The following is a 16,000-nucleotide window of genomic DNA, read 5'->3' on the forward strand; positions in this document are numbered from 1 at the left end:
GTCTGCGTTTCGCAATCCGTGAAGGCGGCCGTACCGTTGGTGCTGGCGTCGTAGCCAAGATCATCGAGTAAACAGTTGTAATGTCTTTTTCAGGCCGGCATAATGGTCGGCCTGATTTTGTTTTAGGTCAGTAGCTCAATTGGCAGAGCGACGGTCTCCAAAACCGTAGGTTGGGGGTTCGATTCCCTCCTGACCTGCCAGATTCACTCGGTGTGTCTGGCTTTCTTTTCACAGGATCTTCATAGATGACTCCTAAAGCTGAAGCTCAAGGCTCTCGCTTCGATTTGCTCAAGTGGCTCGTCGTAGTCGCTTTGGTAATTGTTGGCGTTGTCGGCAATCAGTATTACGCTGCTTCGCCGATCCTGTACCGCGTACTCGCATTGCTTGTCATTGCTGCTGTAGCTGCCTTTGTAGGTCTGCAGACTGCCAAGGGCAAGTCTTTCTTTGTACTGGTTAAGGAAGCTCGCACCGAGATTCGTAAAGTCGTATGGCCAACTCGCCAAGAAACGACACAGACCACGCTTATCGTTGTGGCTGTTGTTCTGGTTATGGCGTTGCTGTTGTGGGGGCTTGATTCCCTGCTCGGCTGGCTTGTTTCCTTGATTGTCGGCTAAGGGTGTCCCGTGGCTAAGCGTTGGTACGTTGTGCATGCTTACTCGGGTTACGAGAAGCATGTCATGCGTTCGTTGATCGAGCGCGTAAAGCTGGCTGGCATGGAAGATGGCTTCGGCGAAATTCTGGTTCCCACTGAAGAAGTGGTTGAAATGCGTAATGGCCAGAAACGCAAAAGCGAGCGCAAATTCTTCCCAGGTTATGTGCTGGTTCAGATGGATATGAACGAGGGTACTTGGCACTTGGTCAAGGATACTCCTCGGGTGATGGGTTTTATCGGCGGTACTGCTGATAAGCCAGCGCCAATCACTGATAAAGAAGCTGAGGCGATTCTGCGTCGCGTTGCTGACGGTAGCGACAAGCCGAAGCCGAAGACGTTGTTTGAACCAGGCGAAACCGTTCGAGTCAACGACGGTCCGTTTGCTGACTTTAACGGTGTTGTTGAAGAAGTTAATTACGAAAAGAGCCGGATCCAAGTGGCAGTGCTCATTTTCGGACGCTCTACTCCGGTAGAGTTGGAGTTCAGTCAGGTCGAAAAGGTCTAACTGAGCAAGCATCCCAACCCCGCAGCCCTAGGCTGTGGGGTTTTGTCGTCACTGGGATAAACGCGCAAGTAACCGGGGAGCCTTTCGAGGCGTTCGAACCCGTAATTGGAGTGCCTCATGGCCAAGAAGATTACCGCTTACATCAAGCTGCAAGTGAAGGCCGCTCAGGCTAACCCAAGCCCACCTGTTGGTCCTGCTCTGGGTCAGCACGGCGTGAACATCATGGAATTCTGCAAAGCTTTCAACGCCCGTACCCAGGGTCTGGAAGCTGGTCTGCCGACTCCGGTGATCATCACTGTCTACAGCGACCGTAGCTTCACTTTCGAAACCAAATCCACCCCTGCTTCGGTTCTGCTGAAGAAGGCGGCCGGTCTGACCAGCGGTTCCGCTCGTCCGAACACCGTTAAGGTTGGCACTGTTACCCGTGCTCAGCTGGAAGAAATCGCGAAAACCAAAAACGCGGATCTGACTGCAGCTGATATGGATGCAGCCGTGCGCACTATCGCCGGTTCTGCTCGTAGCATGGGCCTTAACGTGGAGGGTGTGTAATGGCTAAGCTGACCAAGCGCCAAAAGGCTATCGCTGAAAAAATCGAAGCGGGCAAGTCCTACAACTTCGAAGAGGCCGCAACTCTGCTGGCTTCGCTGCCAGCTGCCAAATTCGTCGAGTCGTTCGACGTAGCTGTAAACCTGGGCGTAGACCCGCGTAAATCTGACCAGGTCGTTCGTAGCGCTACTGTGCTGCCACACGGCACTGGCAAGACTGTTCGCGTTGCTGTGTTCACCCAGGGTCCAGCTGCTGAGGCCGCTCTGGCTGCCGGCGCTGACCGTGTAGGTATGGATGAGCTGGCTGCCGAAATGAAAGGCGGCGACCTGAACTATGACGTAGTTATCGCATCCCCGGATGCCATGCGCGTTGTAGGTCAACTGGGTCAGATCCTCGGTCCACGTGGTCTGATGCCTAACCCGAAAGTCGGCACTGTTACCCCAGACGTCGCTACCGCGGTCAAAAATGCCAAGGCTGGTCAGGTTCGTTATCGCACCGACAAAAACGGCATCATCCACACTTCCGTTGGCAAGATCGGCTTCGATGCCGTCAAGCTGAAGGAAAACGTTGAAGCCCTGATCGCTGATCTGAAGCGTATCAAGCCAGCTTCTTCGAAAGGTATCTATGTCAAGCGCGTTACCCTGAGCACCACTATGGGCCCAGGTCTGGTCATCGACCAGAGCTCGCTGGACGCGTAAGACAAAAATTGGCGCAGTTGACTGCGCCAATTGAAAGATTGGGGTCCCTGCCTGGCGGGGGCTATCCAAGACCGTAGGCGGCGCAAGTCTTAAACCTCAAGCCTACGCAGATGGTGCTCCCGGTTCCTTACCGAATCAGACACCAAAACGACATTCGGTTTCGATCGGATGAAACGGTAACAAGCAGGAGTTAAACCCGTGGCAATTAATCTCGAAGACAAGAAGGCCATCGTCGCTGAAGTCAACGAGGCTGCCAAAGTCGCTCTGTCCGCTGTCGTGGTTGATGCACGTGGCGTAACAGTAGGCGCAATGACCGGACTCCGTAAAGAGGCTCGTGAAGCTGGCGTTTACGTACGTGTTGTACGTAACACCCTGCTCAAGCGCGCTGTTGCTGGCACTTCGTATGAAGTGCTGAACGACGCGTTCACTGGCCCGACCCTGATCGCATTCTCCAACGAACACCCGGGCGCTGCTGCTCGTCTGTTCAAGGAATTTGCCAAGGGTCAGGATAAGTTCGAGATCAAGGCAGCTTCGTTCGAGGGCAAGTTCCTCGCAGCGAATGAGATCGACGTGCTGGCAAGCCTGCCAACTCGCGACGAAGCTATTGCGAAACTGATGAGCGTGATTCAAGGCGCTACCAGCAAGCTGGCTCGTACTCTGGCGGCAATTCGCGATCAGAAAGAAGCAGCTGCAGCCTGAGGCTGAGCGTTTCCACTCTCGCGTATTTTTGTTTATTTCGACGGCCGTACAGGCTGTCCACCAAATCAGGAATTGAGTCATGTCTCTGACTAACGAACAAATCATCGAAGCAATCGGCCAGAAAACCGTTCTGGAAGTTGTTGAGCTGATCAAAGCAATGGAAGAAACCTTCGGCGTGACCGCTGCTGTTGCTGCTGCTGGTCCAGCTGCTGCTGCCGCTGTTGTTGAAGAGCAAACCGAGTTCAACGTTGTTCTGGTTGAAGCCGGCGAGAAGAAAGTAAACGTGATCAAGGCAGTTCGTGAACTGACCGGTCTGGGCCTGAAAGAAGCCAAAGAGAAAGTCGACGGCGCTCCTCAGGTTGTAGCTGAAGGCGTTTCGAAAGAAGCTGCTGAAGACGCTAAGAAGAAGCTGGAAGAAGCAGGCGCTAAAGTCGAGCTGAAGTAAGCATCGACTTTGCTCCTCCAGCCCGAGCGTCAAGCGACAGGCTGATGGCTGGTGGCTCTTGCCACCGGCCTTTTTCCGTTATTGGCAGCCGACTGGGTCGGTGTCGATAACGAGCTGTAACCACCCGATGCGGTGGCGCAAACCATGGGGTTTGCACGATTTTCTGGCTGCTCCCGTCGGGAGGGGCCAAACAAGCAGGTGACCAAGCTGGGGAACGCTGATGGCTTACTCATATACTGAGAAAAAACGTATCCGCAAGGACTTTAGCAAGTTGCCGGACGTCATGGATGTGCCTTACCTCCTGGCCATCCAGCTGGATTCGTATCGTGAATTCTTGCAAGCGGGAGCGACTAAAGATCAGTTCCGCGACGTGGGCCTGCATGCGGCCTTCAAATCCGTTTTCCCGATCATCAGCTACTCCGGCAATGCTGCGCTGGAGTACGTCGGTTATCGCCTGGGCGAACCGGCATTTGATGTCAAAGAATGCGTATTGCGCGGTGTAACTTTCGCCGTACCTTTGCGGGTAAAAGTGCGCCTGATCATTTTCGACAAAGAATCGTCGAACAAAGCGATCAAGGACATCAAAGAGCAAGAAGTCTACATGGGTGAAATCCCATTGATGACTGAGAACGGTACCTTCGTAATCAACGGTACCGAGCGTGTTATCGTTTCCCAGCTGCACCGTTCCCCGGGCGTGTTCTTCGACCACGACCGTGGCAAGACGCACAGCTCCGGCAAGCTGCTGTACTCCGCGCGCATCATTCCTTACCGCGGTTCGTGGCTGGACTTCGAGTTCGACCCGAAAGACTGCGTATTCGTGCGTATCGACCGTCGTCGCAAGCTGCCGGCCTCGGTACTGCTGCGCGCGCTCGGTTATACCACCGAGGAAGTGCTGGACGCGTTCTACACTACCAACGTATTCCACGTGAAAGGCGAAGGCCTGAGCCTGGAGCTGGTACCTCAGCGTCTGCGTGGTGAAGTTGCGGTTCTCGATATCCAGGACGACAAAGGCAAGGTGATCGTTGAGCAGGGCCGTCGTATTACTGCCCGCCACATCAACCAGCTGGAAAAAGCCGGGATCAAAGAGCTGGACGTGCCTCTGGACTACGTTCTGGGTCGTACCACCGCCAAGGCCATCGTGCACCCGGCTACCGGTGAGATCCTGGCAGAGTGCAACACCGAGCTTTCGACCGAGATCCTGGCGAAAATCGCCAAGGCCGGCGTCGTACGCATCGAAACTCTGTACACCAACGACATCGACTGCGGTCCGTTCGTCTCCGACACGCTGAAGATCGACTCCACCAGTAACCAATTGGAAGCGCTGGTCGAGATCTATCGCATGATGCGTCCGGGTGAACCGCCAACCAAAGACGCTGCCGAGACCCTGTTCAACAACCTGTTCTTCAGTCCTGAGCGCTATGACCTGTCTGCGGTCGGCCGGATGAAGTTCAACCGTCGTATCGGTCGTACCGAGATCGAAGGTTCGGGCGTGCTGTGCAAGGAAGACATCGTCGCGGTACTGAAGACTCTGGTCGACATCCGTAACGGTAAAGGCATCGTCGACGACATCGACCACCTGGGTAACCGTCGTGTTCGCTGCGTAGGCGAAATGGCCGAGAACCAGTTCCGCGTTGGCCTGGTACGTGTTGAGCGTGCGGTCAAAGAGCGTCTGTCGATGGCTGAAAGCGAAGGCCTGATGCCGCAAGATCTGATCAACGCCAAGCCAGTGGCTGCGGCGGTGAAAGAGTTCTTCGGTTCCAGCCAGCTGTCGCAGTTCATGGACCAGAACAACCCGCTGTCCGAGATCACCCACAAGCGTCGTGTCTCTGCACTCGGCCCTGGCGGTCTGACTCGTGAGCGCGCGGGCTTCGAAGTCCGTGACGTACACCCGACTCACTATGGTCGTGTCTGCCCGATTGAAACGCCGGAAGGTCCGAACATCGGGCTGATCAACTCCCTGGCTGCTTACGCTCGCACCAACCAGTACGGCTTCCTCGAGAGCCCGTACCGCGTGGTGAAAGAGGGTGTGGTCACCGACGACATCGTGTTCCTGTCCGCCATTGAAGAAGCTGATCACGTGATCGCGCAGGCTTCGGCGACCATGAACGAGCAGAAAGTCCTGATCGATGAACTGGTGGCCGTGCGTCACCTGAACGAATTCACCGTCAAGGCGCCGGAAGACGTCACCTTGATGGACGTTTCGCCGAAGCAGGTAGTTTCTGTTGCAGCGTCGCTGATTCCGTTCCTCGAGCATGACGACGCCAACCGTGCGTTGATGGGTTCGAACATGCAGCGTCAGGCTGTACCAACCCTGCGTGCTGACAAGCCGCTGGTCGGTACCGGCATGGAGCGTAACGTGGCTCGCGACTCCGGCGTTTGCGTCGTGGCTCGTCGTGGCGGCGTGATCGACTCCGTTGATGCCAGCCGTATCGTGGTTCGTGTTGCTGATGACGAAGTTGAAACCGGCGAAGCTGGTGTCGACATCTACAACCTGACCAAATACACCCGCTCGAACCAGAACACCTGCATCAACCAGCGTCCGCTGGTGAGCAAAGGTGATCGCGTTCAGCGTAGCGACATCATGGCCGACGGCCCGTCCACCGACATGGGTGAGCTGGCTCTGGGTCAGAACATGCGCATCGCGTTCATGGCATGGAACGGCTTCAACTTCGAAGACTCCATCTGCCTTTCCGAGCGTGTGGTGCAGGAAGACCGCTTCACCACGATCCACATTCAGGAACTGACCTGTGTGGCCCGTGACACCAAGCTTGGCCCAGAGGAAATCACTGCGGACATCCCGAACGTGGGTGAAGCTGCGCTGAACAAGCTGGACGAAGCCGGTATCGTTTACGTAGGTGCTGAAGTTGGCGCAGGCGACATCCTGGTAGGCAAGGTCACTCCGAAAGGCGAGACCCAACTGACTCCGGAAGAAAAACTGCTGCGCGCAATCTTCGGTGAAAAAGCCAGCGACGTTAAAGACACTTCCCTGCGCGTGCCAACGGGCACCAAAGGCACTGTCATCGACGTACAGGTCTTCACGCGTGACGGCGTTGAGCGTGATGCTCGTGCACTGTCGATCGAGAAGTCCCAGCTGGACGAGATCCGCAAGGATCTGAACGAAGAGTTCCGCATCGTTGAAGGCGCGACCTTCGAGCGTCTGCGTTCCGCTCTGGTAGGCCACAAGGCTGAAGGCGGCGCCGGCCTGAAGAAAGGTCAGGACATCACCGACGAAGTACTCGACGGTCTTGAGCATGGTCAGTGGTTCAAACTGCGCATGGCTGAAGATGCTCTGAACGAGCAGCTCGAGAAGGCTCAGGCCTACATCGTTGATCGTCGCCGTCTGCTGGACGACAAGTTCGAAGACAAGAAGCGCAAACTGCAGCAGGGCGATGACCTGGCTCCAGGCGTGCTGAAGATCGTCAAGGTTTACCTGGCAATCCGTCGTCGCATCCAGCCGGGCGACAAGATGGCCGGTCGTCACGGTAACAAAGGTGTGGTCTCCGTGATCATGCCGGTTGAAGACATGCCGCACGATGCCAATGGCACCCCGGTCGACGTGGTCCTCAACCCGCTGGGCGTACCTTCGCGTATGAACGTTGGTCAGATCCTTGAAACCCACCTGGGCCTCGCGGCCAAAGGTCTGGGCGAGAAGATCAACCGGATGGTCGAAGAGCAGCGCAAAGTCGCTGAACTGCGTACCTTCCTGGACGAGATCTACAACCAGATCGGCGGTCGTAACGAAGATCTGGACAGCTTCTCCGATCAGGAAATCCTGGATCTGGCGAAGAACCTGCGTGGCGGTGTTCCAATGGCCACTCCAGTGTTCGACGGTGCCAAGGAAAGCGAAATCAAGGCCATGCTGAAACTGGCAGACCTGCCAGAAAGCGGCCAGATGCAGCTGACCGACGGCCGTACCGGCAACAAGTTCGAGCGTCCAGTTACCGTTGGCTACATGTACATGCTGAAGCTGAACCACTTGGTAGACGACAAGATGCACGCGCGTTCTACCGGTTCGTACAGCCTGGTTACCCAGCAGCCGCTGGGTGGTAAGGCGCAGTTCGGTGGTCAGCGTTTCGGGGAGATGGAGGTCTGGGCACTGGAAGCATACGGTGCTGCTTACACTCTGCAAGAAATGCTCACAGTGAAGTCGGACGATGTGAACGGCCGGACCAAGATGTACAAAAACATCGTGGACGGCGATCACCGTATGGAGCCGGGCATGCCCGAGTCCTTCAACGTGTTGATCAAGGAAATTCGTTCCCTCGGCATCGATATCGATCTGGAAACCGAATAACACGTGACGCGATCGAGAGCGGGGCAGGATTGCCCGCTCTCTGCTCCGCCAGGAGGAAAGGCCTTGAAAGACCTACTGAATTTGCTGAAAAACCAGGGTCAAGTCGAAGAGTTCGACGCCATCCGTATCGGATTGGCCTCGCCTGAGATGATCCGCTCGTGGTCGTTCGGTGAAGTTAAAAAGCCGGAAACCATCAACTACCGTACGTTCAAACCTGAGCGTGACGGTCTGTTCTGCGCCAAGATCTTTGGCCCGGTAAAGGATTACGAGTGCCTGTGCGGTAAGTACAAGCGCTTGAAGCACCGTGGTGTGATCTGCGAGAAGTGCGGCGTTGAAGTTGCACTGGCCAAGGTTCGTCGTGAGCGCATGGCGCACATCGAACTGGCTTCGCCGGTTGCCCACATCTGGTTCCTGAAATCGCTGCCGTCCCGTATCGGCCTGCTGATGGACATGACCCTGCGTGATATCGAACGCGTTCTCTATTTCGAGAGCTATGTCGTTATCGACCCAGGCATGACCACTCTTGAAAAAGGTCAGCTGCTGAACGACGAGCAGTACTTCGAAGCGCTGGAAGAATTCGGTGACGATTTCGACGCCCGTATGGGTGCTGAGGCTGTCCGTGAACTGCTGCACGCTATCGACCTGGAACACGAGATTGGCCGTCTGCGTGAAGAAATTCCGCAAACCAACTCCGAAACCAAGATCAAGAAGCTGTCCAAGCGTCTGAAGTTGATGGAAGCCTTCCAGGGTTCCGGCAACCTGCCAGAGTGGATGGTGCTGACCGTTCTGCCGGTTCTGCCGCCAGATCTGCGTCCACTGGTCCCGCTGGATGGCGGTCGTTTCGCGACTTCCGACCTCAACGATCTGTATCGTCGAGTGATCAACCGTAACAACCGTTTGAAGCGCCTGCTGGATCTGTCCGCTCCTGACATCATCGTGCGCAACGAAAAGCGTATGTTGCAGGAAGCTGTCGATGCACTGCTCGACAACGGTCGTCGTGGCCGCGCTATCACCGGTTCGAACAAGCGTCCTCTGAAATCCCTGGCTGACATGATCAAGGGTAAGCAAGGTCGTTTCCGTCAGAACTTGCTCGGTAAGCGTGTTGACTACTCGGGTCGTTCGGTAATTACCGTAGGTCCGACCCTGCGTCTGCATCAGTGCGGTCTGCCGAAGAAGATGGCTCTCGAGCTGTTCAAACCGTTCATTTTCGGCAAGCTGGAAATGCGTGGTCTGGCGACCACCATCAAAGCGGCCAAGAAAATGGTCGAGCGCGAACTGCCAGAGGTTTGGGATGTTCTCGCTGAAGTGATTCGCGAACACCCGGTTCTTCTCAACCGTGCACCGACCCTTCACCGTCTGGGTATCCAGGCGTTTGAACCGGTACTGATCGAAGGTAAGGCTATCCAGCTGCACCCTCTGGTCTGCGCCGCGTACAACGCTGACTTCGACGGCGACCAAATGGCCGTGCACGTGCCGCTGACTCTGGAAGCCCAGCTCGAAGCGCGTGCGTTGATGATGTCGACCAACAACATTCTGTCGCCAGCCAACGGTGAGCCAATCATCGTTCCGTCGCAGGACGTTGTATTGGGTCTGTACTACATGACTCGTGAAGCGATCAACGCCAAGGGCGAAGGTCGTGTGTTCGCGGATCTGCAGGAAGTTGACCGTGTGTTCCGTGCCGGCGAAGCCGCACTGCACGCCAAGATCAAGGTTCGTATCAACGAAACCGTGAACGATCGTGACGGCAACAGCGTGAACAACACTCGTATCGTCGACACCACTGTCGGCCGTGCGCTGCTGTTTCAGGTTGTGCCAAAAGGTCTGTCGTTCGACGTCGTCAACCTGCCGATGAAGAAAAAGGCGATCTCCAAGCTGATCAACCAGTGCTACCGCGTGGTTGGTCTGAAAGAGACCGTGATCTTCGCTGACCAGTTGATGTACACCGGTTTTGCCTATTCGACCATTTCCGGCGTTTCCATCGGTGTTAACGATTTCGTTATCCCGGATGAAAAAGCCCGCATCATCGGTGCTGCCACCGACGAAGTGAAAGAAATCGAGAGCCAGTACGCCTCCGGCCTGGTAACCCAGGGCGAGAAGTACAACAAAGTGATCGACCTTTGGTCGAAAGCGAACGACGAAGTCTCCAAGGCGATGATGGCCAACCTCTCGAAAGAGAAAGTCATCGACCGTCACGGCGACGAAGTCGAGCAAGAATCGTTCAACTCGATGTACATGATGGCAGACTCGGGTGCGCGGGGTTCCGCAGCACAGATTCGTCAGCTGGCCGGTATGCGTGGTCTGATGGCCAAGCCGGACGGTTCCATCATTGAAACGCCGATTACTGCGAACTTCCGTGAAGGTCTGAGCGTACTCCAGTACTTCATCTCGACTCACGGTGCTCGTAAAGGTCTGGCGGATACCGCGTTGAAAACTGCGAACTCCGGTTACCTGACTCGTCGTCTGGTAGACGTGGCGCAGGATCTGGTCGTGACCGAGATCGATTGCGGCACCGAACACGGTCTGCTGATGACTCCGCACATTGAAGGCGGTGACGTTGTAGAGCCGTTGGGTGAGCGCGTATTGGGTCGTGTCATTGCCCGTGACGTATTCAAGCCGGGTACCGAGGACGTCATCGTTCCTGCTGGCACTCTGGTAGACGAGAAGTGGGTCGAGTTCATCGAGCTGAACAGCATCGACGAAGTGATCGTGCGTTCGCCGATCAGCTGCGAAACCCGCTATGGCATTTGCGCCAAGTGCTACGGCCGTGATCTCGCTCGTGGTCACCAGGTGAACATCGGTGAAGCAGTCGGCGTTATCGCTGCCCAGTCCATCGGTGAGCCGGGTACCCAGCTGACGATGCGTACGTTCCACATCGGTGGTGCGGCAAGCCGTACTTCCGCAGCCGACAGCGTTCAGGTGAAGAATGGCGGTACCGTCCGTCTGCACAACCTGAAACACGTTGAGCGTGTGGATGGCAACCTGGTTGCTGTGTCCCGTTCCGGTGAGCTGGCAATCGCTGACGACTTCGGTCGTGAGCGCGAGCGTTACAAGCTGCCGTACGGTGCCGTGATTTCGGTTAAAGAAGGTGACAAGGTCGACGCTGGCGCAATCGTGGCCAAGTGGGATCCGCACACTCACCCGATCGTTACCGAAATGAAAGGTACCGTGACCTACGTGGGTATGGAAGAAGGCATCACGATCAAGCGTCAGACTGACGAATTGACCGGTATGACCAACATTGAAGTACTCGATGCCAAAGACCGTCCGGCTGCCGGCAAGGACATTCGTCCTGCGGTGAAGATGGTTGATGACAACGGCAAGGATCTGTTGCTGCCAGGCACTGACGTTATCGCTCAGTACTTCCTGCCAGCCAACGCCCTGGTCGGTGTTGCGGACGGTGCGAAGATTGCGATCGGTGATGTTATCGCTCGTATCCCGCAAGAAACTTCGAAAACCCGTGACATCACCGGTGGTCTGCCGCGTGTTGCAGACCTGTTCGAAGCCCGTCGTCCGAAAGAAGCGTCGATTCTGGCTGAAGTCAGCGGCACCATCGCGTTCGGTAAAGAGACCAAGGGCAAGCGCCGTCTGGTCATTACCCCGAACGACGGTAGTGATCCGTATGAAGAGCTGATTCCGAAGTGGCGTCACCTGAACGTGTTCGAAGGCGAGCAGGTAAACCGCGGCGAAGTTATCTCCGACGGTCCGAGCGATCCGCACGACATCCTGCGTCTGCTGGGTGTGAGTGCGCTGGCCAAGTACATCGTCAACGAGATCCAGGACGTTTACCGTCTGCAAGGCGTGAAGATCAACGACAAGCACATCGAGACCATCCTGCGTCAGATGCTGCGTAAGGTTGAGATCTCCGAGTCTGGCGATTCCAGCTTCATCAAGGGCGACCAGATGGAACTGACTCACGTTCTGGTAGAGAACGAGCGTCTGAACGCGGAAGACAAGTTTGTCTCCAAGTTCACCCGCGTTCTGCTGGGTATCACCAAGGCGTCGTTGTCGACCGAATCGTTCATCTCGGCGGCTTCCTTCCAGGAAACCACCCGCGTGCTGACCGAGGCGGCGGTAACCGGCAAGCGCGATTACCTGCGCGGCCTGAAAGAAAACGTGGTCGTGGGTCGTCTGATCCCGGCCGGTACCGGTCTGGCTTATCACAGCGAGCGCAAGCGTCGTCGTGATGCAGACAAGCCGTTGCGCGTAAGCGCCAGTGAAGTGGAAGCTGCACTGACCGAAGCGCTGAACTCGAGCGGTAACTGAGTTCTGCGAAAAATGAGCTGAGGCCCTGATCAAGCCGTTCATCGAGTCGAGACAATTTGTCGAGGTTCGACGAGCGGGGAGGTCGGGGCCTTGCCTTGACTGGGGACAAGATCCTCTTTAGACTCTTGATCCCCTAAATTTGGCGGGAATTCGTTCCTGCCATTTTGCTTTTCTTGCAAGACAATAGCGTCGCAAGACAACAGTGGAGCTAGTAGATGGCAACTATCAACCAGCTGGTACGTCAGCCGCGTAAGCGTATCGTCGAGAAATCCGACGTGCCTGCGCTGCAGAACTGCCCGCAACGTCGTGGCGTGTGCACCCGTGTGTACACCACTACGCCGAAAAAACCTAACTCGGCACTGCGTAAAGTATGCCGTGTGCGTCTGACCAACGGTTTCGAGGTTTCCTCGTACATCGGTGGTGAAGGCCACAACCTGCAAGAGCACAGCGTGGTACTGATCCGCGGCGGTCGTGTAAAAGACTTGCCAGGTGTTCGTTACCACACCGTTCGCGGCTCCTTGGATACTTCCGGCGTTAAAGGCCGTAACCAGGGTCGTTCGAAGTACGGTACCAAGCGTCCGAAGTAATCGGCCGTTTTGCAGATTTTCATTTTATTGAGTCGATAAGAGTAAGGTCGGGCGCGCATCCACTGGATCTGTCCCGAGCTAACCTGAAGACCGTTTGAGGGCTTATCAATGCCAAGACGTCGCGTAGCAGCAAAGCGTGAGATTCTGGACGATCCGAAATACGGAAGCCAAATCCTCGCCAAATTCATGAACCACGTTATGGAAAGCGGCAAGAAAGCCGTTGCCGAGCGTATCGTTTATGGTGCCCTGGAAACCGTTGCGGCTCGCAAGACCGGCACCGATCCCCTGGAACTCTTCGAAAAAGCACTCGACGCCATCGCTCCGCTGGTCGAAGTGAAGTCGCGCCGCGTTGGTGGTGCTACTTACCAGGTTCCGGTCGAGGTTCGTCCGTCCCGTCGTAACGCTCTGGCAATGCGCTGGTTGGTAGACTTCGCCCGCAAGCGCGGCGAGAAGTCCATGGCTCTGCGCTTGGCTGGCGAACTGCTGGATGCTGCTGAAGGTAAAGGTGCTGCTGTTAAGAAGCGTGAAGACGTGCACCGTATGGCCGAAGCTAACAAAGCTTTCTCGCACTACCGCTTCTAATTTTAGCTTCACTAATTTTGCGAGGGCTTTATGGCTCGTACTACTCCGATTAGTCGCTACCGTAACATCGGTATCGTCGCTCACGTGGATGCTGGTAAAACCACCACCACCGAGCGCGTCCTTTTTTACACTGGCAAAAGTCACAAAATGGGCGAGGTGCATGACGGCGCCGCGACCACAGACTGGATGGTTCAGGAGCAGGAGCGTGGTATTACCATTACTTCTGCTGCCATTACCGCCTTCTGGAAAGGTTCCGAGAAGCAGTACCCACACGAACATCGCTTCAACGTAATCGATACCCCGGGCCACGTAGACTTCACCATTGAAGTAGAGCGTTCCCTGCGCGTACTCGACGGCGCGGTCGTTGTGTTCTGCGGTACTTCGGGTGTTGAGCCTCAGTCGGAAACCGTATGGCGTCAGGCCAACAAATACGGCGTTCCACGTCTTGTTTACGTAAACAAGATGGACCGTGCTGGTGCCAACTTCCTGCGCGTGATCGGTCAGATCAAACAGCGTCTGGGTCACACTCCGGTGCCGATCCAGCTGGCTATCGGTTCGGAAGATAACTTCCAGGGCCAGATCGACCTGATCAACATGCAAGCTGTCTACTGGAACGACTCTGACAAGGGTATGGTTCCGGTTCGCAAGGAAATCCCTGCGGACATGCTTGAACTGGCTGAAGAATGGCGCAACAACATGGTTGAAGCCGCCGCCGAAGCCAGCGAAGAGCTGATGAACAAGTACCTGGAAGGTGAAGAGCTGTCGATCGCCGAGATCAAGGCTGCTCTGCGTCAACGTACTATCGCCGGCGAAATCGTTCTGGCTGTTTGCGGTTCTTCGTTCAAGAACAAGGGCGTTCCCCTGGTTCTCGACGCCGTTATCGACTTCCTGCCTGCTCCGACCGACATTCCTGCTATCAAGGGTTCCAACCCTGATAACGAGGAAGAAGAGATGGAGCGTCATGCAAGCGACGACGAGCCGTTCGCGGCCCTGGCGTTCAAGATCGCTACCGACCCATTCGTGGGTACCTTGACCTTCGTTCGTGTTTACTCGGGCGTGTTGAACTCCGGCGACGGCGTGATCAACTCGGTTAAGGGCAAGAAAGAGCGCGTTGGTCGTATGGTGCAAATGCACGCAAACGCCCGTGAAGAGATCAAGGAAGTGCGCGCTGGCGACATCGCGGCCCTGATCGGCATGAAGGACGTCACCACTGGTGAAACCCTCTGCAACGCTGACAAGCCAATCATCCTGGTTCGCATGGACTTCCCGGAGCCGGTTATTTCGGTTGCCGTAGAGCCTAAGACCAAGGATGACCAGGAAAAAATGGGTATCGCTCTGGGCAAGCTTGCTCAGGAAGACCCGTCTTTCCGCGTTAAGACTGATGAAGAGACTGGTCAGACGATCATCTCCGGCATGGGCGAGCTGCACCTGGACATCCTGGTTGACCGGATGCGCCGTGAGTTCAACGTCGAAGCCAACATCGGCAAGCCACAGGTTTCGTACCGTGAGCGCATCACGAAGAACTGCGAAATCGAAGGCAAGTTCGTTCGTCAGTCCGGCGGTCGTGGCCAGTTCGGTCACTGCTGGATTCGCTTTGCTCCTGCTGACGAAGGTCAGGAAGGTCTGCAATTCCTGAACGAAGTAGTGGGTGGTGTGGTTCCTAAGGAATACATCCCGGCTATCCAGAAGGGTATCGAAGAGCAGATGAAGAACGGCGTTGTTGCCGGCTATCCGCTGATCGGCCTGAAGGCTACCGTGTTCGATGGTTCTTACCACGACGTCGACTCCAACGAGATGGCGTTTAAAGTGGCTGCTTCCATGGCGACCAAGCAACTGGCCCAGAAGGGCGGTGGTGAGTTGCTCGAGCCGATCATGGCGGTAGAGGTTGTTACGCCTGAAGACTATATGGGTGATGTGATGGGCGACCTTAACCGTCGTCGCGGCATGATCCAGGGTATGGAAGACACAGTGTCCGGCAAGGTTATCCGTGCCGAAGTTCCACTGGGCGAGATGTTCGGTTATGCAACCGACGTTCGTTCCATGTCCCAGGGTCGCGCAAGCTACTCTATGGAATTCAAAAAATACGATACGGCTCCGTCGCACATCGTCGAATCCGTTACCAAAAAACAAGGCTGATTCAGCCCCTTTAGGCTAGGAGTTAATTGTCGTGGCTAAAGAAAAATTTGATCGTTCCCTACCGCACGTAAACGTTGGCACCATCGGCCACGTTGACCACGGTAAAACCACTCTGACCGCTGCTCTGACTCGCGTCTGCTCCGAAGTTTTCGGTTCGGCCGTAGTTGAGTTCGACAAGATCGACAGCGCTCCAGAAGAAAAAGCTCGCGGTATCACCATCAACACCGCGCACGTTGAGTACAACTCGAACATTCGTCACTACGCTCACGTTGACTGCCCAGGTCACGCTGACTACGTGAAGAACATGATCACTGGTGCTGCGCAGATGGACGGCGCGATCCTGGTTTGCTCGGCCGCTGATGGTCCGATGCCACAAACCCGTGAGCACATCCTGCTGTCCCGTCAGGTAGGCGTTCCGTACATCGTGGTTTTCCTGAACAAGGCTGACCTGGTAGACGACGCTGAGCTGCTGGAACTGGTTGAGATGGAAGTTCGCGACCTGCTGTCCACCTACGACTTCCCAGGCGACGACACTCCTATCATCATCGGTTCGGCTCGTATGGCGCTGGAAGGCAAAGACGACAACGAAATGG

Annotated in this window: 13 protein-coding genes and 1 tRNA gene; all 14 read left to right on the forward strand. The window is 55.8% G+C overall.

The window, feature by feature from the left end; translation table 11 throughout:
• On the forward strand, positions 1-71 hold a 71-nt coding region (locus QRN46_RS28605; RefSeq protein WP_198525954.1), incomplete at its 5' end, for an EF-Tu C-terminal domain-related protein.
• Positions 72-124: 53 nt separating this feature from the next.
• Positions 125-200: transfer RNA gene (locus QRN46_RS28610), tRNA-Trp, on the forward strand.
• Between the two features lie 45 nt (positions 201-245).
• Complete coding sequence (secE, locus tag QRN46_RS28615) at positions 246-614, forward strand: preprotein translocase subunit SecE (RefSeq protein ID WP_007957600.1); 369 nt, start codon at positions 246-248, stop codon at positions 612-614.
• Positions 615-623: 9 nt separating this feature from the next.
• Entirely contained in the window at positions 624-1,157 is a 534-nt protein-coding gene (gene nusG, locus QRN46_RS28620) for a transcription termination/antitermination protein NusG (RefSeq protein ID WP_007957598.1), read from the forward strand.
• Positions 1,158-1,274: 117 nt separating this feature from the next.
• Complete coding sequence (gene rplK, locus QRN46_RS28625; RefSeq protein ID WP_003228756.1) at positions 1,275-1,706, forward strand: 50S ribosomal protein L11; 432 nt, start codon at positions 1,275-1,277, stop codon at positions 1,704-1,706.
• Positions 1,706-2,401 carry a 50S ribosomal protein L1 gene (gene rplA / locus QRN46_RS28630; protein ID WP_011336175.1) on the forward strand — a complete coding sequence of 232 codons (696 nt, stop codon included), beginning with the start codon at positions 1,706-1,708 and terminating at the stop codon, positions 2,399-2,401. Before rplK ends, rplA begins: the two co-directional genes overlap by 1 nt.
• Before the next feature lie 198 nt (positions 2,402-2,599).
• A complete protein-coding gene (rplJ, locus tag QRN46_RS28635) occupies positions 2,600-3,100 on the forward strand; it encodes a 50S ribosomal protein L10 (protein ID WP_011336174.1) in 501 nt (166 codons plus the stop codon).
• A gap of 79 nt (positions 3,101-3,179) precedes the next feature.
• Positions 3,180-3,545, forward strand: a complete 366-nt coding sequence (rplL, locus tag QRN46_RS28640; RefSeq protein WP_007957596.1) for a 50S ribosomal protein L7/L12 — start codon at positions 3,180-3,182, stop codon at positions 3,543-3,545.
• 220 nt (positions 3,546-3,765) lie between these two features.
• Positions 3,766-7,839 (forward strand): DNA-directed RNA polymerase subunit beta, encoded by a 4,074-nt coding sequence (rpoB, locus tag QRN46_RS28645; RefSeq protein WP_007957595.1) that lies wholly within the window; start codon positions 3,766-3,768, stop codon positions 7,837-7,839.
• 63 nt (positions 7,840-7,902) lie between these two features.
• Entirely contained in the window at positions 7,903-12,102 is a 4,200-nt protein-coding gene (gene rpoC, locus QRN46_RS28650; RefSeq protein ID WP_007957594.1) for a DNA-directed RNA polymerase subunit beta', read from the forward strand.
• A 215-nt stretch (positions 12,103-12,317) separates the two neighbouring features.
• Positions 12,318-12,689 carry a 30S ribosomal protein S12 gene (gene rpsL, locus QRN46_RS28655; RefSeq protein ID WP_003186084.1) on the forward strand — a complete coding sequence of 124 codons (372 nt, stop codon included), beginning with the start codon at positions 12,318-12,320 and terminating at the stop codon, positions 12,687-12,689.
• A 108-nt stretch (positions 12,690-12,797) separates the two neighbouring features.
• Entirely contained in the window at positions 12,798-13,271 is a 474-nt protein-coding gene (gene rpsG, locus QRN46_RS28660; protein ID WP_007957592.1) for a 30S ribosomal protein S7, read from the forward strand.
• Positions 13,272-13,301: 30 nt separating this feature from the next.
• Positions 13,302-15,407, forward strand: a complete 2,106-nt coding sequence (gene fusA, locus QRN46_RS28665; RefSeq protein ID WP_011336173.1) for an elongation factor G — start codon at positions 13,302-13,304, stop codon at positions 15,405-15,407.
• A 31-nt stretch (positions 15,408-15,438) separates the two neighbouring features.
• Positions 15,439-16,000 (forward strand): GTP-binding protein (locus QRN46_RS28670; RefSeq protein WP_285358801.1); only part of this gene is annotated, 562 nt, incomplete at its 3' end.

Source organism: Pseudomonas sp. lyk4-R2A-10 (assembly GCF_030209075.1).
Classification (GTDB): Bacteria; Pseudomonadota; Gammaproteobacteria; order Pseudomonadales; family Pseudomonadaceae; genus Aquipseudomonas; species Aquipseudomonas glycinae.